Origin of the sequence: Pseudomonas fluorescens (genome assembly GCF_040448305.1) — a bacterium.
In the GTDB taxonomy this organism is placed as follows: domain Bacteria; phylum Pseudomonadota; class Gammaproteobacteria; order Pseudomonadales; family Pseudomonadaceae; genus Aquipseudomonas; species Aquipseudomonas fluorescens_BH.
The window spans coordinates 6,334,139-6,354,434 of sequence record NZ_CP148752.1 but is presented as its reverse complement, the minus strand read 5'-3'; the positions used below and the strand labels follow the sequence as shown (position 1 = coordinate 6,354,434).

General features: G+C 60.7%; 18 protein-coding genes and 1 riboswitch. Of the genes, 8 read left to right on the top strand and 10 right to left on the bottom strand.

Features of this window, described 5'->3' with window-relative positions:
• Positions 1–107: 107 nt before the first annotated feature.
• Entirely contained in the window at positions 108–827 is a 720-nt protein-coding gene (locus tag WHX55_RS29005) for a 16S rRNA (uracil(1498)-N(3))-methyltransferase (protein ID WP_150755119.1), read from the bottom strand.
• Positions 828–969: 142 nt separating this feature from the next.
• On the bottom strand, positions 970–2,376 hold the full coding sequence (locus WHX55_RS29000) for an adenosylmethionine--8-amino-7-oxononanoate transaminase (protein WP_150755120.1): 1,407 nt from the start codon (positions 2,374–2,376) through the stop codon (positions 970–972).
• Between the two features lie 224 nt (positions 2,377–2,600).
• Here WHX55_RS29000 and WHX55_RS28995 point away from each other — a divergent pair, with 224 nt between their 5' ends.
• The 3 genes from WHX55_RS28995 (at position 2,601) to WHX55_RS28985 (ending at position 5,771) form a co-directional block, all read left to right on the top strand.
• Complete coding sequence (locus tag WHX55_RS28995; protein WP_353741727.1) at positions 2,601–4,337, top strand: flavin monoamine oxidase family protein; 1,737 nt, start codon at positions 2,601–2,603, stop codon at positions 4,335–4,337.
• Between the two features lie 262 nt (positions 4,338–4,599).
• Positions 4,600–5,151 (top strand): cytochrome b, encoded by a 552-nt coding sequence (locus WHX55_RS28990; RefSeq protein WP_150755122.1) that lies wholly within the window; start codon positions 4,600–4,602, stop codon positions 5,149–5,151.
• Between the two features lie 32 nt (positions 5,152–5,183).
• Entirely contained in the window at positions 5,184–5,771 is a 588-nt protein-coding gene (locus WHX55_RS28985; RefSeq protein ID WP_150755123.1) for a YceI family protein, read from the top strand.
• Positions 5,772–5,948: 177 nt separating this feature from the next.
• On the opposite strand, the gene WHX55_RS28980 is transcribed toward WHX55_RS28985, so the two are convergent.
• From WHX55_RS28980 to ahcY, 4 genes are all read right to left on the bottom strand, one after another.
• Positions 5,949–7,817 carry a DEAD/DEAH box helicase gene (locus tag WHX55_RS28980; RefSeq protein ID WP_150755124.1) on the bottom strand — a complete coding sequence of 623 codons (1,869 nt, stop codon included), beginning with the start codon at positions 7,815–7,817 and terminating at the stop codon, positions 5,949–5,951.
• A 223-nt stretch (positions 7,818–8,040) separates the two neighbouring features.
• Entirely contained in the window at positions 8,041–8,856 is an 816-nt protein-coding gene (locus tag WHX55_RS28975; protein ID WP_150755125.1) for a transporter substrate-binding domain-containing protein, read from the bottom strand.
• A 193-nt stretch (positions 8,857–9,049) separates the two neighbouring features.
• Complete coding sequence (gene metF / locus WHX55_RS28970) at positions 9,050–9,895, bottom strand: methylenetetrahydrofolate reductase [NAD(P)H] (protein ID WP_046039302.1); 846 nt, start codon at positions 9,893–9,895, stop codon at positions 9,050–9,052.
• Between the two features lie 159 nt (positions 9,896–10,054).
• Complete coding sequence (gene ahcY, locus WHX55_RS28965) at positions 10,055–11,464, bottom strand: adenosylhomocysteinase (RefSeq protein ID WP_150755126.1); 1,410 nt, start codon at positions 11,462–11,464, stop codon at positions 10,055–10,057.
• Between the two features lie 23 nt (positions 11,465–11,487).
• A riboswitch (S-adenosyl-L-homocysteine riboswitch) is annotated at positions 11,488–11,590 on the bottom strand.
• Between the two features lie 198 nt (positions 11,591–11,788).
• On the opposite strand from ahcY, the gene WHX55_RS28960 reads away from it, so the two are divergent.
• Both WHX55_RS28960 and WHX55_RS28955 read left to right on the top strand, forming a co-directional pair.
• On the top strand, positions 11,789–12,193 hold the full coding sequence (locus WHX55_RS28960; RefSeq protein WP_046039304.1) for a hotdog domain-containing protein: 405 nt from the start codon (positions 11,789–11,791) through the stop codon (positions 12,191–12,193).
• A 175-nt stretch (positions 12,194–12,368) separates the two neighbouring features.
• Complete coding sequence (locus WHX55_RS28955) at positions 12,369–13,265, top strand: formate/nitrite transporter family protein (RefSeq protein WP_150755127.1); 897 nt, start codon at positions 12,369–12,371, stop codon at positions 13,263–13,265.
• Between the two features lie 3 nt (positions 13,266–13,268).
• On the opposite strand, the gene WHX55_RS28950 is transcribed toward WHX55_RS28955, so the two are convergent.
• Positions 13,269–14,438: an MFS transporter gene (locus WHX55_RS28950; RefSeq protein ID WP_150755128.1), complete on the bottom strand. Its 1,170-nt coding sequence runs from the start codon at positions 14,436–14,438 to the stop codon at positions 13,269–13,271.
• A gap of 315 nt (positions 14,439–14,753) precedes the next feature.
• Here WHX55_RS28950 and WHX55_RS28945 point away from each other — a divergent pair, with 315 nt between their 5' ends.
• The gene (locus WHX55_RS28945) at positions 14,754–15,587 is read left to right on the top strand and encodes an EamA family transporter (protein ID WP_150755129.1); all 834 of its coding nucleotides are present in this window, start codon (positions 14,754–14,756) and stop codon (positions 15,585–15,587) included.
• Between the two features lie 31 nt (positions 15,588–15,618).
• Positions 15,619–16,002, top strand: a complete 384-nt coding sequence (locus WHX55_RS28940; protein ID WP_353741726.1) for an MAPEG family protein — start codon at positions 15,619–15,621, stop codon at positions 16,000–16,002.
• Positions 16,003–16,116: 114 nt separating this feature from the next.
• Here the strand turns inward: WHX55_RS28940 and WHX55_RS28935 are convergent, their stop codons facing one another.
• Entirely contained in the window at positions 16,117–17,301 is a 1,185-nt protein-coding gene (locus WHX55_RS28935; RefSeq protein WP_150755130.1) for an MltA domain-containing protein, read from the bottom strand.
• Between the two features lie 128 nt (positions 17,302–17,429).
• Between WHX55_RS28935 and WHX55_RS28930 the strand changes: the two genes are divergently transcribed.
• Positions 17,430–17,879, top strand: coding sequence for a cytochrome c (locus tag WHX55_RS28930; RefSeq protein ID WP_353741725.1), 450 nt, complete (start codon positions 17,430–17,432; stop codon positions 17,877–17,879).
• A 130-nt stretch (positions 17,880–18,009) separates the two neighbouring features.
• On the opposite strand, the gene WHX55_RS28925 is transcribed toward WHX55_RS28930, so the two are convergent.
• Positions 18,010–18,405, bottom strand: coding sequence for a DUF1090 domain-containing protein (locus WHX55_RS28925; protein ID WP_150755132.1), 396 nt, complete (start codon positions 18,403–18,405; stop codon positions 18,010–18,012).
• 96 nt (positions 18,406–18,501) lie between these two features.
• Positions 18,502–20,181, bottom strand: coding sequence for an NAD-dependent DNA ligase LigB (gene ligB, locus WHX55_RS28920; RefSeq protein ID WP_353741724.1), 1,680 nt, complete (start codon positions 20,179–20,181; stop codon positions 18,502–18,504).
• Positions 20,182–20,296 lie beyond the last annotated feature (115 nt).

Sequence of the window (20,296 nt, the reverse complement as noted above, 5' to 3'; positions counted from 1 at the left end):
CGTGGCCATTCGCGAGCAGGCTCGCTCCCACATTGGACCTGTGGTGCTCACAAATTTTGTGATCACTGGAGATCTACTGTGGGAGCGAGCCTGTTCGCGATGAGGCCCTAGAAATCACCCCAAAGCTGCTGGGCCACGGCCAGTGCAACAACCGGCGCGGTTTCGGTGCGCAGCACCCGTGGACCGAGGCGGGCGGCGTGGAAGCCGCTGGCCTTGGCCTGATCGACTTCGGCATCGGACAAACCACCCTCCGGACCGATCAGGAATGCCAGACTTGAAGGTTTGGCATGGCTCACCAGCGGTTCAGCCACTGGATGCAGCACCAGCTTCAACTCGGCTTGTGTTTGCTTCAGCCAGTCAGCCAGTAACAGCGGCGGATGAATCACCGGCACTCGCGAGCGACCGCACTGTTCGCAAGCGCTGATCGCCACCTGGCGCCAGTGCAGCAGGCGTTTGTCGGCGCGCTCGTCCTTGAGCCGGACTTCACAGCGCTCGGTGAAGATCGGGGTGATTTCTGTGACGCCCAGTTCCGTGGCTTTCTGGATCGCCCAGTCCATGCGCTCGCCCCGGGACAGGCCCTGGCCGAGATGGATTTGCAGCGACGACTCGATCTGCCCGGCGAAGCTTTCATCGATCTGCACCACCACGCGCTTTTTGCCGACTTCGACCAGTGCGGCGCGAAACTCCTGGCCCGAACCGTCGAACAACTGCAACGCATCGCCCTCGGCCATGCGCAGCACGCGGCTGATGTAATGGGCCTGGGCTTCGGGCAGCTCGTGCTCGCCGATGCTCAGGGGGGCGTCGATAAAGAAGCGGGACAGTCTCATGCTGGGTCTCGGTAAAAGGTGTAAGTATCTGTCGGCCCCATCGCGGGCAAGCCCGCTCCCACAGGTACAGCGCAATCCTGTGGGAGCGGGCTTGCCCGCGATGACGGTAGTCCGGTCAGCGCTGAAGCTTAGGTGAAATCAATCAACCCGGATCACGGAAACCCGGATGGAAGTCCTTCGGCACTGCCACGCTGACGCTGTCACGGGTCGCAATGTCGATCCCTTCGCTGGCCACTTCGGCAAGGAAGTCGATCTGCTCCGGGGTGATCACATACGGCGGCAGGAAGTACACCACGCTACCCAATGGGCGCAGTAAAGCACCGCGCTCCAGAGCGTGCTGGAACACCTTCAGGCCACGACGTTCCTGCCATGGGTAAGCTTCCTTGCTGGCCTTGTCCTTGACCATCTCGATGGCCAGCACCATGCCGGTCTGGCGCACTTCTGACACGTTCGGGTGGTCGACCAGATGCGCCGTCGACGAAGCCATGCGCTGGGCAAGGGCCTTGTTGTTTTCGATGACGTTGTCTTCTTCGAAAATATCCAGGGTCGCCAGGGCCGCCGCGCACGCCAGCGGGTTGCCGGTGTAGCTGTGGGAATGCAGGAAGGCGCGCAGGGTCGGGTAGTCGTCGTAGAACGCGCTGTAGACTTCGTCTGTGGTCATGCACGCCGCCAGCGGCAGATAGCCGCCGGTCAGGGCCTTGGACAGGCACAGGAAATCAGGGCGGATGCCGGCCTGTTCGCAGGCGAACATCGTCCCGGTGCGGCCGAAGCCGACGGCGATTTCGTCGTGGATCAGGTGCACGCCGTAGCGGTCGCAGGCCTCTCGCAGCAGCTTGAGGTACACCGGGTGGTACATGCGCATGCCACCGGCGCCCTGGATCAGCGGCTCGACGATCACCGCCGCGACCGTGTCGTGGTTTTCGGCCAGGGTCTGCTCCATGGCCGCGAACATGTTGCGCGAGTGTTGTTCCCAGCTCATGCCCTCGGGCCGCAGGTAGCAGTCCGGGCTTGGCACCTTGATGGTGTCCATCAACAGCGCTTTGTAGGTCTCGGTGAACAGCGGCACGTCGCCCACCGACATCGCCGCCATGGTTTCGCCATGGTAGCTGTTGGTCAGGGTGACGAAGCGCTTCTTGGCAGGCGTGCCGCGATTGAGCCAATAGTGAAAGCTCATTTTCAGCGCGACTTCGATGCAGGACGAGCCGTTATCGGCGTAGAAGCACCGAGTCAGGCCTTCCGGCGTCATCTTCACCAGGCGCTCGGACAACTCGATCACCGGTTGATGACTGAAGCCGGCAAGGATCACATGTTCGAGCTGGTCGACCTGGTCCTTGATGCGCTGGTTGATCCGCGGGTTGGCGTGGCCGAACACGTTGACCCACCAGGAGCTGACCGCATCGAGGTAGCGCTTGCCTTCGAAGTCTTCCAGCCACACGCCTTCCCCGCGCTTGATCGGGATCAGCGGCAGTTGTTCGTGATCTTTCATCTGGGTGCAGGGATGCCATAACACGGCGAGATCGCGTTGCATCCACTGATTATTCAGGCCCATTTTCACTCTCCTGGAGGCGGTCCGTGACCAGCGCGGACAAACAATCGCGCAAGCCTATGCAATGCGTGCCACGGGGACAACCCATTGTGTCGAATGAGCTACTTTATCCAGGCCGATAGACGTTGCTGGCGGCGCTTTGATGGCTGACGTATTCTTCGCGGTTCTTGAGCCGTTCGGCTCGCAAAAAACTGCTGTTTTCCTCGTGTAATTCCGGAGTTCGCTGAATGTCTGTCGGTTGGCTGCGCGCCTGTGCGCTGGTGATGTTGGGGCTGTTCAGCGTGTCTGCGCTGGCCAAGGATAAAACCGCGATCGTGATCGGCGGTGGCCTGTCGGGCCTGACTGCCGCGTATGAGCTGCAGAACAAGGGCTGGCAAGTCACCTTGCTGGAAGCCAAGTCGAGCCTGGGCGGTCGTTCCGGCATGGCCACCAGCGAGTGGATCGGCAACGACAAGGCCCAGCCGGTGCTGAACAAGTACGTATCGACCTTCAAGCTGAGCACCACGCCGGCCCCTGAATTCGTGCGGACCCCAGGCTACCTGATCGATGGCGAGTATTTCTCCGCCGCCGACCTGGCGACCAAGCAGCCGGCCACCGCCGAGGCGCTCAAGCGCTTCGACAAGACCGTGGACGATCTGGCGCGCTCGATCGATGACCCGCAGAACCCGGCCGCCAACAATACGCTGCATGCGCTGGACCAGATGAACGTGTCGAGCTGGCTCGACAAGCAGAACCTGCCGGCCACTGCCCGCCAGTTGATCAACCAGCAGATCCGCACCCGCTACGACGAACCTTCGCGATTGTCGCTGCTGTACTTCGCGCAGCAGAGCCGCGTCTACCGTGGCGTCTCCGATCGCGACCTGCGTGCTTCGCGCCTGGTCGGTGGCAGCTCGGTGCTGGCCCAGGCCCTGGTCAAACAGTTGAAAACCATCAAGACCAATTCCCGGGTCTCGTCGATCATTCAGGACAAGGACGGCGTGACCGTCAAAGTCGACAACGTCAGCTATCAGGCTGACTACGTGGTACTGGCCGTGCCACTGCGCGCCCTGAACAAGATCCAGATGACCCCGGCGCTGGACGCCCAGCACCTGGCAGCGATCAAGGGCACCAACTACGGCTGGCGCGACCAGATCATGCTGAAGTTCAAGACGCCGGTGTGGGAAAGCAAGGCGCGCATGTCCGGCGAGATCTACAGCAACACCGGCCTGGGGATGTTGTGGGTCGAGCCTGCCCTGAAGGGCGGTGCCAACGTGGTGATCAACCTGTCCGGCGACAACGCGCGGGTGATGCAGGCATTCGGTGACAAGCAGATGGTCGATCAGGTGTTGATCCGCCTGCACGCGTTCTATCCACAGGCCCGTGGCTCGTTCACCGGTTATGAAATCCGTCGCTACAGCACCGACCCGTCGATGGGGGGCGCGTACCTGGCCTTCGGTCCGGGCCAGATCAGCAAGTTCTGGCGCCTGTGGGAACGCCCGATTCAGCGCGTAGCCTTCGCTGGCGAACACACCGATACCCTGTATCCGGGCACCCTGGAAGGCGCGCTGCGTACCGGTCAGCGTGCAGCCAGTCAGGTTGAAGACCTGGCGGCAGGCAAGTCGTTCGAACCGGCGAAAGTGGGTCCGGCTGCCGCAGCGGTGGGCGCTGGTGCGGTGGTGGCGAAGAAAGGCAATTTCTTCAGCAACCTGTTCGGCGGCTCGGATGACGAGAAGAAACCAGAGCCGGTCAAGGCACCTGAGCCAGTTGCCCCGCCTGCTCCGGTTCCAGCCCCGGCCGTCGCGCCGACACCGGTGGAAGCACCGAAGCCTGCGACCCCGGTAAAAACCGAGGCGGCCAAAAAGGCTCCGGCGAAACCGGCTGCCAAGACCGAGGCGAAAAAAGCCCCGGCCAAGAAAGCCGAACCGGAGAAGAAGCTGGCAGTCAAACCTGCGGCAACCCCGGCAACGGATACCAAGGCGCAGTAAGCCCTGGGATCAAAAAAACGCGGCGTAAATGCCGCGTTTTTTTATGCCTGGAGAAAGCCGGAGCAAAAATCGAATAAAACATTTGATACAGGTGTTCTTCGGTTTGTATTCACTTTTCCTGACACTTTCGACTTTAATCTTTCCTTAATTCGCCTGTTTCAGACTCTTGATCGTATTTCTCGATATTTCAAAGCAAAATTTTCCGCTTTAATTCGATAGATAACTCGATAGTCTTGGGCCAGCACTTACAGGGATCTAGGCAATGCAGCTACGTAACTCTACCTCCCGCTACGGCTGGGTCAGTATCGTCATCCACTGGGGTGTGGCACTGGCGGTCTTCGGTCTGTTCGCGCTTGGGTTGTGGATGGTCGGGCTTGACTACTACAGCACCTGGCGCAAAGACGCTCCGGACCTGCACAAGAGCATCGGCCTGGTGTTGCTGGGTGTGATGTTGCTGCGGGTGCTGTGGCGCTTCATCAGTCCGCCGCCACCGACCCTGTCCAGCTACAGCCGCATGACGCGCCTCGGCGCCAGGTTCGGCCATGGCTTTCTGTACATCAGTCTGTTTGCCGTGTTGATTGCCGGTTACCTGATTTCCACCGCAGAAGGTGTCGGTATCCCGGTGTTTGGCTTGTTTGAAGTCCCTGCGCTGGTATCCGGACTGCCGGACCAGGCAGATACCGCTGGCGAGATTCACCTCTACCTGGCATGGGTGCTGGTAATTTTTTCCGGCCTCCATGCGTTGGCAGCATTGAAGCACCACTTTATCGATCGTGATGTGACCCTCAAGCGAATGCTGGGTCGCAACTCCTGAAGTTCAACCTCGACTCCAAAGGAAAACAAAGCATGTTGAAAAAGACTCTGGCCGCTCTGGCAATCGGCTCCGCCCTGTTGTCCGCCGGTAACGTAATGGCCGCTGACTACGTGGTTGACAAAGAAGGCCAGCACGCCTTTGTTGACTTCAAGGTCAGCCACCTGGGCTACAGCTTCATCACCGGTACTTTCAAGGACATCGACGGCAAGTTCAGCTTCGACGCTGCCAAGCCTGAAGACAGCAAGATCGAGTTCAACGTGAACACCGCCAGCGTGTTCACCAACAACGCCGAGCGCGACAAGCACATCGCCAGCAAAGACTTCCTGAACGCCAGCAAAGCCAAGTTTGTTTCCACCAGCGTCAAACCCACCGGTAAAAACGCCGCTGGCAAGGACACTGCTGACGTAGCTGGCGACCTGACGATCCTCGGTGTAACCAAGCCAATCGTGGTCAAGGCCACGTTCCTGGGTGAGGGCAAGGATCCATGGGGCGGCTACCGTGCAGGCTTTGAGGGTACTTTCAGCCTCAAGCGTTCCGATTTCGGCAAGCAGAAAGACCTGGGCCCATCGTCCGATGCGGTTGAGATGTACGTGACCTTTGAAGGTGTAAAAGCGAAGTAATGCTGAGACTGTAGGAGCGAGCCTGCTCGCGATAGACCTGAGAGCGCCGCGGAGCATCAGGCTTCCAGCGTTATCGTTGACGACCATCGCGAGCAGGCTCGCTCCTACAGGATTTCATCAGCCATAAAAAATGCCCCGGTTCTCACGAACCGGGGCATTTTTTATTACAGCGATAACTCAGCGATTGCGGGTCAGCAGCGCTGGTTTCTCGCCACGAGGACGGCTTGGCAGTTGATCCAGCTGCTCAGGTGTCGGGAAGCGGTCAGCCTTCGACTCCTTGTGCATGATCTTCGGTGCCGGACCGCGCGGGTTCTGTACGGCAGGTTCCGAACGCGGCTGGTCGTCACGGGCCGGACGGCGATTGCGCGAGTCTTCGCGACGAGCCTGGCCGTCGCGCGGTGCGCCACTGCGAGGGCCGCTACGCTTGGCCGGTGGGGTGCCGGTGCTGGCGCCATCGCTGTTACGCGGACCGTTCTGGCGACCTTGTGGCTTGCCGGAACGTGGAGCGCCCGAACCTGCCGCGGTGCCTTGTGCCGGAGCACCTGGACGACGACCACGACCTTGCGCGGGTTTCTGCTGCGGCACGTAGTCGACGCGGTTACCGAAGTTATCGATATCGTCGTCCAGGAACTCGTCCGGGGCACGGTCAGCGGCGGCACGAGGAGGCTGCGACGGACGCTGTTCGCGAGCCGGAGTGCCTTCACGTGGCTTTTGCTGGCGGGCAGGGCGCTCGCCGCGTTCGCCGGCCGGTTTTTCCTTGCCCTTGTCCTTGCCTTTGTCCTTGCGACCGCCACCACCACCGCTGCCGTTCGGACCGTCACCGCGCGGGCCACGTGGATTGCGTGGGTTACGCATGTCCGGACGCTCGCGCACTTCAGGTTTCTCGGCTTCCACGGCGCTCGCATCGAAGCCCATCAGGTCGCCGTCGGCGATTTTCTGCCGGGTCATGCGTTCGATGCTTTTCAGCAGTTTTTCTTCGTCCGGGGCTACCAGCGAAATCGCCTCGCCCGAACGACCGGCTCGGCCGGTACGGCCGATGCGGTGCACGTAGTCTTCATCGACGTTCGGCAACTCGAAGTTGACCACATGTGGCAACTGGTCGATGTCCAGACCGCGAGCGGCGATGTCGGTGGCAACCAGGATGCGCACGGTGCCAGCCTTGAAGTCGGCCAGGGCTTTGGTGCGGGCGTTCTGGCTCTTGTTGCCGTGGATCGCGACGGCGCTCAGGCCGTGCTTGTCCAGGTACTCGGCCAAGCGGTTGGCACCGTGCTTGGTGCGAGTGAACACCAACACTTGTTCCCAGGCGCCGGCGGTGATCAGGTGCGCCAGCAGCGAACGCTTGTGGCTGGCCGGCAGGCGGAATACGCGCTGTTCGATACGCTCGACCGTGGTGTTCGGCGGCGTGACTTCGATGCGTTCCGGGTTGTGCAGCAGCTTGCCGGCGAGGTCGGTGATGTCCTTGGAGAAGGTCGCCGAGAACAACAGGTTCTGGCGTTTGGCCGGCAGACGCGCCAGCACTTTCTTCACGTCATGGACGAAACCCATGTCGAGCATGCGGTCGGCTTCGTCCAGCACGAGGATTTCCACGTGGGACAGGTCGACGCTGCCTTGGCCGGCCAGGTCGAGCAGGCGGCCAGGGCAGGCCACCAGCACGTCTACGCCGCGGGACATGGCCTGAACCTGCGGGTTCATGCCGACACCGCCGAAGATGCAGGCGCTGACGAACTTCAGGTCACGGGCATAGACCTTGAAGCTTTCATGCACTTGGGCTGCGAGTTCGCGAGTCGGGGTCAGGACCAGTACGCGCGGCTGGCGCGGGCCGTGACGCTGGGATTTGTCCGGGTGACCGTTGGGGAACAACCGCTCCAGGATCGGAAGGGCGAAACCGCCGGTTTTACCAGTACCTGTCTGTGCCGCGACCATCAGGTCGCGACCTTGCAACACGGCGGGAATGGCCCGCTGTTGCACCGGAGTAGGCTCGGTATAGCCCGCTGCCTCGATGGCGCGGACTAAAGCCTCGGAGAGACCGAGGGAAGCAAAGGACATGAGTAATCCTGTTTTAAGTTAGGGCTTGGCCCAATGGGAGTCTTGCCTGGCGCGAATGGCGTTTAAGAGGACGCAATCCCGTCCGGTCCTGCTGGGTCTCGAAGGCTCGTCTGCAAGCGCTCGCGCGGGCTGAAAGCTGCGCAGTAGCGGGGTTGAGATGCCTTTAACGATTCCGAGCGTCCGGGCGTGAGCCTGGCGGGAAGGCCGGAGTATAACAGAGCAATCACTGTGCGCCGCTTTCCTGCTGCTCAACGGTTTTTTCCGTGGCGGCCGTGGTCTTTTCAGTCTTCACGCTGGCTGCCGGTTCCGCGCCGTAGCGGGCACTCAGTTCAGCGTAGGCGGGCTCGCGCTTGAAGCGTTTGAGTTCGGCGCCGAAACGCTGCACCAGCAGATCCATGCCCGCATTGCGCCGCACTGCGAGAAACTGGCTTTGCTGGCTGATGATCGTGGGGTTTTCGGTGATCTTGTCGCGGATGCCCAGCTCGTCGAGCAAATGCTGGCCGACCCGGCGGTCGGTAATCAACAGATCAATCCGCCCGCGTACCAGTTTGCCGAAGTTGGCTTCATGGGTGGGGGCCGGCTCGCGGGTGAACAGCGTCGAATCGCTGAAATCCTTGCTGTACAGGTAACCCGGCGAGGTGCCGATGGTCAGGCCTTGCAGGTCATCGAGGGTGCGAAACGGATGGGGCCGTTCATTGGCGTAGAACATCACGAACTGGACTTCAGACAGTGGTTCGCTGGGGTAGAGCAGGGTCGCATCGCGTTCGTCGCTGTGAAAAATGTCCAGCGCGCCGTCGGCCTGGCCTGATTCAAGCATCGACAGGCAGCGTTTCCAGGGCAGGAACTGCCACTCCACTTCGATGCCCAGGCGCTTGAAGACAATGGCGGTGGTTTCGTAGTCCAGGCCCAGGGATTTGCCGTTGTCTTCGTACACATAAGGCGCCCACGGCTCTGTGACAATGCGCAGCTTCTCGCCCCGGGCGGCGAAGCTCAGGCAAGTGAATACAAGCACGGCGACTAACTGCGTGATCAAAGGCATGGGCTTGAGATTACGACGAGAAACCGGAAAGAGCCAGAAACTGACCGCAGATGCTCTAACTCCGTGGATTGCCGCACATTAATAGTGCGTTGAAAGCAAAAGATCGCAGCCTGCGGCAGCTCCTACAGGGAATACACATTTCTCTGTAGGAGCTGCCGCAGGCTGCGATCTTTTGATCTTGCTTTAACGACTTTTAACGCGGCAACTTCAGGTTGTTCCACACCGCCAGGCTCGCTTCAGCCTGGTTCAGCGTGTAGAAGTGCAGCCCTGGAGCGCCACCCTGCAGCAGTTGTTCGCACATCTCGGTGATGACCTGTTCGCCAAAGCGCTGAATGCTCTGGGTGTCGTCGCCGTAGGCTTCCAGTTGCTTGCGGATCCAGCGCGGGATTTCCGCACCGCAGGCATCGGAGAAGCGCGCCAGCTTGCTGTAGTTGGTGATCGGCATGATGCCCGGCACGATCGGGATGTTCACACCCAATGCCCGCACGCGTTCCACGAAGTAGAAGTAGCAGTCGGCGTTGAAGAAGTACTGGGTGATCGCACTGTCGGCGCCAGCGTTGGCCTTGCGCACGAAGTTGGCCACATCGTCTTCGAAATTGCGCGCTTGCGGATGCATTTCCGGGTAAGCGGCGACTTCGATGTGGAAATGATCACCGGTTTCTTCACGAATGAATTCAACCAGGTCATTGGCGTGGCGCATTTCACCGCTGGCCATGCCCATGCCCGAAGGCAGGTCACCGCGCAGGGCGACGATACGCTTGATGCCGGCGGCCTTGTACTGGGCCAGCAGGCCGCGCAGGTCAGCTTTGCTATCGCCCACGCAGGACAGGTGCGGAGCGGCAGGGATTTTGACTTCGCTTTCGAGCTGCAACACGGTGTTCAGCGTGCGATCACGGGTCGAACCGCCGGCGCCATAGGTGCAGGAGAAGAAATCGGGGTTGTAGGCGGCCAACTGGCGAGCAGTGGCCAGCAGCTTTTCTTGCCCAGCATCGGTCTTCGTAGGGAAGAACTCGAAGCTGTAGCGACGATCTTGGGACATGGTCATATCCTTGGAAACAAGAACCATCGAGGCGCCGCTTTCCAATGTGGGAGCGAGCCTGCTCGCGAAAGCGGTTAAACAGTCAACTCAGATGTTGAATGTCATGGCCTCTTCGCGAGCAGGCTCGCTCCCACAGGGAAAGCGAACAGTCAGCGACTGTTAGTAGCGGTAAGCGTGCGGCTTGAACGGACCTTCGACGGTCACGCCGATGTAGTCGGCCTGGGTCTTGGTCAGTTGAGTCACGACGCCGCCGAAGCCGCGGACCATTTCCAGGGCCACTTCTTCGTCGAGTTTCTTTGGCAGTACTTCAACGGTCAGGCGCTCGGCCTTCTGGGCTGGCGACAGGTCGGCGTACTTTTGGCCGAACAGGAAGATCTGAGCCAGAACCTGGTTGGCGAACGAACCGTCCATGATGCGGCTCGGGTGGCCGGTTGCGTTACCCAGGTTAACCAGACGGCCTTCGGCCAGCAGGATCAGGTAGTCGTCGTTGTGCGGATCGAAATCGCCAGCGCCGGTACGGTGGATCTTGTGAACCTGCGGCTTCACTTCTTCCCATGCCCAGTTCTTGCGCATGAAAGCGGTGTCGATTTCGTTGTCGAAGTGACCGATGTTGCAGACAACAGCACGCTTCTTCAGGGCTTTGAGCATGTTCGAGTCGCAAACATTGACGTTGCCGGTGGTGGTCACGATCAGGTCGATCTTGCCCAGCAGCGCCTTGTCGATGCTTGCTTCGGTACCGGTGTTGATACCGTCGATGAACGGCGAAACCAGTTCGAAACCGTCCATGCAGGCTTGCATGGCGCAGATCGGGTCGACTTCGGAAACCTTGACGATCATGCCTTCCTGACGCAGGGACTGAGCGGAACCCTTGCCCACGTCGCCGTAGCCGATAACCAGCGCTTGCTTGCCGGACAGCAGGTGGTCGGTACCGCGCTTGATCGCATCGTTCAGGCTGTGACGGCAGCCGTACTTATTGTCGTTCTTGCTCTTGGTCACCGAGTCGTTGACGTTGATGGCCGGGATTTTCAGCTCGCCCTTGGCCAGCATGTCCAGCAGGCGGTGAACGCCGGTGGTGGTTTCTTCGGTCACGCCGTGGACGCGATCCAGAACCTGTGGGTACTTCTTGTGCAGCAGCTCGGTCAGGTCGCCGCCGTCGTCGAGGATCATGTTGGCGTCCCATGGCTGGCCATCCTTCAGGATGGTCTGCTCCAGGCACCACTCGTACTCTTGTTCAGTCTCGCCTTTCCAGGCGAAAACCGGGATGCCGGCAGCGGCGATGGAAGCGGCGGCCTGGTCCTGAGTCGAGAAAATGTTGCAGGACGACCAGCGCACTTCGGCACCCAGGGCAACCAGGGTCTCGATCAGCACGGCAGTCTGAATGGTCATGTGGATGCAGCCGAGGATCTTCGCGCCCTTGAGCGGTTGCTCTTCGGAGTACTTGCGACGCAGACCCATCAGGGCTGGCATTTCGGATTCGGCGATGATGGTTTCGCGACGGCCCCAGGCAGCCAGGGACATGTCGGCGACTTTGTAATCGTTAAAATCTGCAGGCGTGATAACAGCGCTCATGAAGAGCCTCCATTCGTAATGTATGCGAATGGGCGCCGTTGTGCGTTTAGTGTCCAGCCAGTGAAGGCCAGGCAACGCCCCATCCGAGCCTGACAGGTCGAACCTGCTGCAGCGCCCCTCGGACAGGTGGCGGGAAAACGGTATCTAGTAGAGGTTACCGTTTTGAAACGGTGGCGATTATAGCGGGCTATGCCGATCTTCCAAAGCGTTTCTGTCGGTCAATGTCCGAACGGTAATCGAGACCATAGACGATGCTCAATAGAGCTCTAGGTCGGGCTCTGCCATGATGGTCAGCATCATTCGGCAAGACGCTCAGGAGTGAACATGAACTTCCACACCCGCAAATGGGTAAAACCCGAAGACCTCAACCCCAACGGCACGCTGTTTGGCGGCAGCCTGCTGCGCTGGATCGACGAAGAGGCGGCGATCTACGCCATCGTCCAGTTGGGCAACCAGCGTGTAGTGACCAAGTACATTTCTGAAATCAACTTCGTCAGCGCCTCGCGCCAGGGCGATATCATCGAGTTGGGCATTACCGCCACCGAATTCGGCCGCACTTCGATCACCCTGACGTGTGAAGTGCGCAACAAGATCACCCGCAAGAGCATCCTCACCGTTGAAAAGATGGTGTTCGTGAACCTCGGTGAAGACGGCTTGCCGGCGCCTCACGGCCGGACCGAGATCAAATACGTCAAGGACCAGTTCAAGGATGATGACGCCGGTCAGTGAGATCGGTGGCGTCCCCATCGCGAGCAGGCTCGCTCCCACATGGGCGGCGCTGTACCTGTGGGAGCGAGCCTGCTCGCGAAAGCGGTTCTGTATTCGCCGGAGATTTGTCTGGGCACTGAACAGCTGTGAACCCCGCGTGTCGTAGCTAAATAGCCCGCCACAGGTTGCGCATCCCATGAACTCGGCACAAGACGGCAAGACCCCGAACCTTTCGGCGCAAGAAGAGCACGAAGTCGAAAAGAGCCAGCCGCCCCGCGCCGCGGTGCTGCACGAGATCATCCGTACCCAGGGCGACCAGGAACTGGAGCGCAGCATTGCCGCGTTGTGGTGGTCGGCGCTGGCGGCGGGGTTGACCATGGGCCTGTCGTTGATGGGCATGGGGTTGCTCAATTCGCGCCTGCCTGATGGCGAAGGGTTCAAGGTGATCGCGAGTTTCGGTTACTGCGCCGGTTTTCTCGCCGTGATCCTGGCCCGTCAGCAACTGTTCACCGAAAACACCCTGACCGCCGTGCTGCCGGTGATGACCAAACCGACGCTGACCAACTTCGGCCGGCTGCTACGGCTGTGGACGGTGGTGCTGGTCGGCAACCTCTGTGGCACCTTGCTGGTGGCGTACGTGATGCTGGAGCTGCCGATTTTCGACAGCAAGACCGATGTCGCCTTCCTCGATATCGGCCGCAAGGTCATGGAAAACCACGCCAGCCAGATGTTCGCCAAGGGCATCATTTCCGGATGGATGATCGCCACCATGGTCTGGATGATCCCGTCCATGGAGAGCGCCAAGATGTGGATCATCATCCTCATCACCTACCTCATGGCGTTGGGGGATTTCACCCACATCGTGGTCGGTTCGCTGGAGGTTTCGTATCTGGTATTTGCCGGCGAGTTACCGTGGAGTGATTTCTGGCTGGTGTTCGCCGGTCCGACACTGGCGGGGAACATCATCGGTGGCAGTTTTATTTTCGCGCTGATCAGCCATGCGCAGATTCGCAGCGAAAGTGGGCCGCCGAAGAAATCAGCGGATCAGAGCGAAGCGCCCGATCCGCAGGTGATCAAAAAACAATCAAGCTGATCCTCATCCCGTCACATCAAGCGCAGCCGCACCGCGACGCTGGCGATAGATAAAGAACAGTGCAGTCAACACGGTCAGTCCGCTGACCAGTGCACCGGTCCACGGCAAGTCCGCCAGGTCCGCGCCGCTGGCCACCACCAGGCCGCCAATCCATGCCCCGGCGGCGTTGCCGAGGTTGAAGGCGCTCTGGTTCAGGGTCGACCCCAGGTTCGGTGCCTCGTGGGCCTGATCGATGATCAGAAGTTGCAGGATCGGGCACAGGGCGAAGGCAAACGTCCCCCACAACACCAGCGTGATTGCCGCCGGGATCACCGAATGGCTGGTTTGCGTGAATGCCGCCAGTACCACCAGCACCGCCAGTGCCATGCCCACCAGCGAAGGCAGCAAGCGGCTGTCCGCCAGACGACCACCGAGCATGCTGCCGGCGGTCAAGCCCACGCCGAACAACAGCAGCATGATGGTGACGCCGTGGGGGCTGACACCGGTGATGTCCTGCAGGATCGGCGCAATGTAAGTGAACACACTGAACAGGCTGGTCGAGGCCAGCACGCTCATGCCCAGGGCCAGCAGCACGTTGGCCTTGCCCAGCACCTTGAACTCGCTGGCCAGGTTGGCTTTATCCATCGCGATGTTTTTCGGCAGCCAGACCCATTGCGCAATCGCCGCCAGAACCCCGATCACCGACACCGCCCAGAAGGTCGAGCGCCAACCTGCGTATTGCCCGAGTGCGGTGCCCAGTGGCACACCGAGCACATTGGCCAGGGTCAGGCCGGTGAACATCATGGCAATCGCCTGAGCCCGTTTGTTGGGTGCCACCAGCCCGGCGGCCACCACCGAACCGATACCGAAAAATGCGCCGTGGCACAGTGCCGTGATCACTCGCGCGGCCATCAGCGTGGCGTAGTTAGGTGCCAGTGCACAAAGCATGTTGCCGAGGATGAACATCAGTGTCATGCCCAACAGCGTGGCTTTACGCGGCATGTTGGCGGTGCCGACCGCGAGGATGGGGGCACCGAACACCACGCCCAGGGCGTAGCCGGTGATCAGCAATCCGGCATCGGGAATGCTCACGCTGAGGTCGCGGGCGACATCGGGCAAAAGCCCCATGATGACGAATTCAGTGGTGCCGATGCCGAACGCGGCAACAGCGAGGGCAAGCAAAGCGAGTGGCATGCGCAAGGTCTCTGTCGGTAGTCTTGACGCTGTGATCAGGCATACGCAGGCCGACGACCGTTCTCGACGAGAGCGGGCCGGGCAGAATTTTTATAGGAATTAGTCTGTGCGCAACTGAGTGCGGCGTGGTCGCTTGCAGTATAAACAGCCACTGAAATATGGCGAATCAATTCTGTACCTGGCCCCTGTAGGAGCGAGCTTGCTCGCGATGGACGTGAACGAAGACGTGTATTCACTGGTTGGCTGCGGTGCCCTCACGTTTTTCGCGAGCAAGCTCGCTCCTACAAAGGGTAGGGTCAAAAAAAGGAGTAGGCCGTGCTTGCGACGGCGTTGGTGTTGGTGGCGGCGCTGTTGCATGCGGCGTGGAATACCCTGATCAAGTTCAGTGCGGAGCGGTTGTTGGTGGTGGCCTGCATGGACAGCGTGGCGCTGCTCTTTGTCGTGCTGATGTTGCCGTTCCTGAGCGTGCCGCCACTGGAGATCTGGCCATGGATCCTGGCATCGGCGGCGTTCGAGTTGCTCTATCGCTATTTGCTGATCCAGGCCTATCGGGTCGGCGACCTCGGGCTGGTCTATCCATTGATGCGCGGCCTGTCACCGTTGGTGGTGCTGGCGCTGACGCTGATCTTTGCCGGGGAAGTACTGACCCATCAGCAGATTTTCGGCATCCTGCTGATCCCGTTCGGCATGTTGTGCCTGCTCTGGCAGGGCGGTGGTGGAGCGCGTTTGCCGTGGTCGATGTTGCCGGTGGTGGCGCTGATCGGCCTGTGCATCGGTTGCTACACCTACATCGACGGGCAGGCATTGCGGCGCTGGTCCCATCCACTGGATTACCTGGTCTGGGTCACCTTGCTCAGTGCCTGGCCGTTTCCGCTGTTGGCGTTGGTGCGCAAACGGCCTGCGTTCATGCTGTTCTGGCGCGAGCAGTGGCGACTGGGCCTGGCCGTCGGGTTCTGCGTGTTGTTCAGCTACGCTCTGGTGCTGTGGGCGATGCAATTGGGCTCGATTGCAGAGGCAGCGGCGTTGCGCGAGATCAGTGTGATCCTGGTGGTGCTGTTCGGTATGCGTTACCTCAAAGAACCTTTTGGCGGGCCGCGCCTCTTAGCCTGTGGGCTGGTGCTGGTCGGCATACTGGTGATGAAATTCTGACTGCTGTGAAACTTGAAGAAGGGACTGCTTTATGACGGTTGCTCTGTGGTGCATTTTGATCGCGATCTTCCTGCCGTATGTGTGTGTGGGCGTGGCCAAGATCAGTGGCGGGTTCAGGTTGAGAGACAACCATGATCCCCGGGATTTTCTCGATTCGCTGGATGGCTTGGGCAGGCGCGCGAATGCGGCGCAACTGAACAGCTTTGAAGTGACCCCGGCGTTCGCTGCGGCGGTGATCGTGGCGCACCTGGCCGGCAATGCCGAACTGGTGACGATCAATGTGCTGGCCGTGCTGTTCATTACCAGCCGCCTGCTCTACATCATTTGCTACCTGGCGGACTGGGCGACACTGCGGTCGCTGATGTGGTTCGTGGGGATGGCGTTGATCGTGAGTTTCTTTGTGGTGTCGGTCTAAAAATCTTCAGGGTATTTGCGGGCCTCATCGCGAGCAGGCTCGCTCCCACAGGAGTGTGCGTTCCAATGTGGGAGCGAGCCTGCTCGCGATAGCTATCTGGCAGCCACCGCTGGTTTAGGGTTTTGTCTTCTCTGCATCGGCCACCTGCGGCACTTGTGGCAGCGCAGCACCTTTGGGCCAGAGCATCCAGATCTGCCCCTGCTGTTTCATGTCCCCGGCCAGTTGCCCGGCCGCATCGCCGGTGCCCCAGAACAGATCCGCCCGAACCTCGCCGGCAATGGCGCCGCCGGTGTCCTGTGCTGCCACGGGGCGAACCAGGGCCGTGCCGTCCGGTCTGGTGGTGGACAGCCACAACAGGCTGCCCAGCGGAATCACCTTGCGATCCACCGCCGCGCTGTAACCGGCGGTCAAGGGTACGTTCAGCGAGCCGCGCGGACCTTCGTTGCTATCCGGGTTGCGGGTGAAGAACACGTAGCTGGGGTTGCTGCCGAGCAGTTCGGGAATCCGCGACGGATTGGCCTTGGCCCAGGTGCTGATGGCGCCCATGGTCACGTCTTCTTTTTTCAACTCGCCCTGTTCCACCAGCCAGCGGCCGATCGGTCGATACGGATGGCCGTTCTGATCGGCGTAGGCAATGCGCAACTGGCGACCATTGTCGAGCTGGATACGACCCGAACCCTGGATTTGCAGGAACTGCAGGTTCATCGGATCGGTCAGCCAGGCCACGACCGGCGCCTTGACCCCTTTGCTTTCGATGGCTGCCGCATCGTCGTATGGCTTGAGCACGCGACCTTCGAGTCGACCGCGCAGGCGTTTGCCCTTGAGTTCCGGGTAAATGCTGTCGAGGGCGACGATGATCATGTCCTCGGGGACGCCATAGACCGGGACACTGGCAACGCCAGTCTGGGTCAGGCTCCCGGGATAGACCGGTTCGTAGTAGCCGGTAATCAGGCCGTTGGGGTTGTCGTTGGCGGCGCGCAGGCCATAGACATCGAGGTTCTGTTTGAGAAAACCGCGAATGTCGCTGGCGGTTTGCGGCACGTTGGCGGCCGCGGCGCAGGTACCACCCCAGACCGGGTCGGCCTTGAGTCGGGTGCAGGCGCTGCGCCACGAACCGAAGCCGGCGACCAGGTCGCTGTCGGACACCGCCGGCAGTGCTTCCCATGTGGCACTGGAGTAGGTGGCCAAGGCGTGGGTTTTCGGTTGTTGGTTGTCGCCACCGGTGCAGCCTGCGAGCAGGGCCACCATCGGCAGGGTCCAGGCCAGGCTGTGACGCCATGCCTTGAAACGGCTGTTCATGGAGTGATTCCTTTGCCGGTTGCCTGAGCGCTCCATGCGTTCAAACAACCCTTGTTGATAATAGGGCTATTGGTCTTTGCCGATGACGCGAGGATACTGGCCGCCGTTTCCCGTGACCTGAAACCACCATGACTCTTAAAAGACTTTCTGTTGTATTGCTGGCCTGCCTGACGTTGTCCGCTTGTGGCGGCATCGACCCCAACTCGCCGCTCGGCCAGCGCAAGGCCATTTTCAAGCAGATGCTCAATACTGGCGAAGACCTGGGCGGCATGTTGCGTGGGCGCATTGCGTTCGATGGCCCGAAGTTCGCCGAAGGCGCGGTGAAACTCGATGCGTTGTCCCGTGAGCCGTGGCAGCATTTTCCGCAAGTGCGCGAGGAAGATCACACCAGCGCCAAGAGCGATGTCTGGGAGCAGCAGACACGCTTTCAGGCAATGGCCCGCGACCTTGAAAGCGCCACCGGTGAATTGGTGATCGCCAGCCAGGTTCAACCCTACAAGGTCAGCAACCTGGGGCCGGCGGTGCAGAAAGTCGAAGATGCTTGCAGTGCTTGTCATAAGGCGTTTCGGGATCATTGACCCAGCGGTGCCCGGTCTGACGTCTTCGCGAGCAGGCTCGCTCCCACAGGAGACCGCATGACCCTGTAGGAGCGAGTCTGCTCGCGAAGACTGCTTCGGCAACACCGAAATCTATGTTCGTTATCTGTTTTTACTTATCCAGCTCATCCAATGCGTTCTGCAATTCCTTGCGGGCATCGGCGAGTTTGTCCTTGCGCTTGTTGATCTTGTCAGCGTCGCCTTTGCTCATGGCCTTGTCGAGGTCCGCCTGACGCTTGCTGACTTCGTGCTTGGCGTCGAGCACCTTGTTTTCCCGTTCCTTCTTCAGCGAGGCGTCGGTGCAGTTGGCTTCGACTTCGCTCAGGGCCTTTTCCAGGCCGGCCTGCTGGTCGGCATTGCCGTGGACCTTGGCCAGTTCGATCTGGTTGACGATACCTTGCTTCTTGGCGGCGCAACCGGTCAGCCCCGGCGCTTCCTCGTCCGCCATCAACGGGGTGGCCAGCACGCTGCAAAGGGTCAACAGGGCGAGCGGTGAAAGAAATTTCATAAAAGCTCCATGTAGGAAAGCAAGCAAGCCGGTGTGGCAATGGCTTGTTGGAGCCCAGCGGTCCCCTGGGGTTCCCGGTGGGCGCAGGGCCGACAGCTAAAAGCCGTCAATCCCCGCATCACGTAACGTTTCACTCAAGGCCAGAACCTGCGGATCGCGGAAAAATGCGTTCAGTTGCGCCGCGCGTCCTGGCCCGATATCGGCCTCGGCCCGCCATTGTTCGATGTCTCGCTGCGCCAGTACCTGCCATGAATCGCCGAGATGCGCCTGGCCTGTCGGCGGCAATCCCAGGGCTTTGAGCCAGTGCGCGAACGGGCGTTGCCGGGCTCGGTTGAAGCTGTCTGCAAGGCGAGCCGCGCTGCGCTCGCCGAAACCGTCAATGGTAGCAAGCTCTTGGGCGTCGAGGGTCAACCAATCCAGCAGACTGTTCAGGCGACCTGTTGCAAGAAGTTTTTCCCAGGTACCCGGACCCACATTGGGCAGCGCCAGACCCTGTTTGCTGCTGAGCCAGGTCAGGCGCGCGAGAAACTGGCTCTCGCAGCCCGGAGTCGGTTGCCAGCAACTCAATAAATGGAAGTCTGCTGCCAGCGGCACGTTCAATTCGGCGCGCTCGCTGCTGCGTAATACAACGCTATCGAGCCTGGGAATGGTCAGCCCGGCCAGGCTGATGGCGACCTGATCACCCGGACGGATGTCCAGCGCCTGCCAGCGCTGCAACGAACCGACGCTGACGTGTTTGATCTGCCGGTCATCGAGCTTTATCGGGGTCAGTTCAAGTACCGGAGTGATTCGCCCGGTCCGGCCGATCCTGAAATGAACCTTGCGGACATCGGCCAGTGCCTGGGCGAAGGGGTATTTCCAGGCGATGGCCCAGTAGGGTGACCTGGCCTGCCAGCGTTCGGCGGCTGGGCGCTGGTTCTGGCGCAGGACCACGCCGTCGCTGGCAAAGGGCAGGGCGGAGTTATACCAGTGTTCGCGCCAGCGTTCGGCATCGACGACGGAGGCGATTGGCTGGCTGTATGCCGTGGTACTCGGGAAGCCCAGCGCAGTCAGCGCCACGGCACGCGCGGGCACGCTCGCCGGCCCTTGGGGCCAGTCCCAGACAAACAAGTCGATGTTGGTGGCCTGTTCGGTGCTCAAGATCTTGCGCGCCATCAGGCCGGCTACCGAGCCACGAGCATTGAGGCTACCGGCCCGGGCCTGTACATGATCGGTCAGGCGCCAATACAATTCGCCTTGCACGATCAAGTCCCGGGCCTGCGATAGCCGTTGCGGGATGGCCGGAATCTGCCGCGCAGGAACCGTCCAGTCCTGACCGCTCTCGCCGTCGCCGCGGCTGATTGCCTGGGCCAACAGACCGTTGCGGTAAACCAGGGTCACCGCCACACCATCGATTTTAGGCTGGACCCAGACGTCCACCCGGTCACGCAGCCATTTTTCCACGGCGGGCCGATCGTGCAGTTTGTCCAGGCCGGTGTGGACGATGGGGTGGGGCAGCGTGCCACGCGCAGTGCGCAAGGGGTCTGCGGACGGGCTCAGATTGAAGCAGTGGCGCCATTGGGTGAGTCGCGCGCGGGACTGGTCGTAGAGTTCATCGGCAACCAGTGAGCGTCCCTGACGGTGATAGCTGTCGTCCCAGAGGTCGATTTGTTGTTGCAGTTTGCCGACTTCGTTCTGGGCGCGTTCGGATGGCCAGTCCGGGCACTCGGTGGCGTTGGCGGTCAGGTGGGCAAAGGTCAGTAGAACGGCGAAAAACAGGCGCAGGTCGGGAAGCATCTTGAGCGTCCTTGCTCGGTGAGGTGCGTGAAGGCTAGGTCAGTATCAGTTGGCGTAGCGGGTGGGGTTTTTACCGAGTGTTTCTGGTGACTGGGCGGGCCTCTTCGCGAGCAGG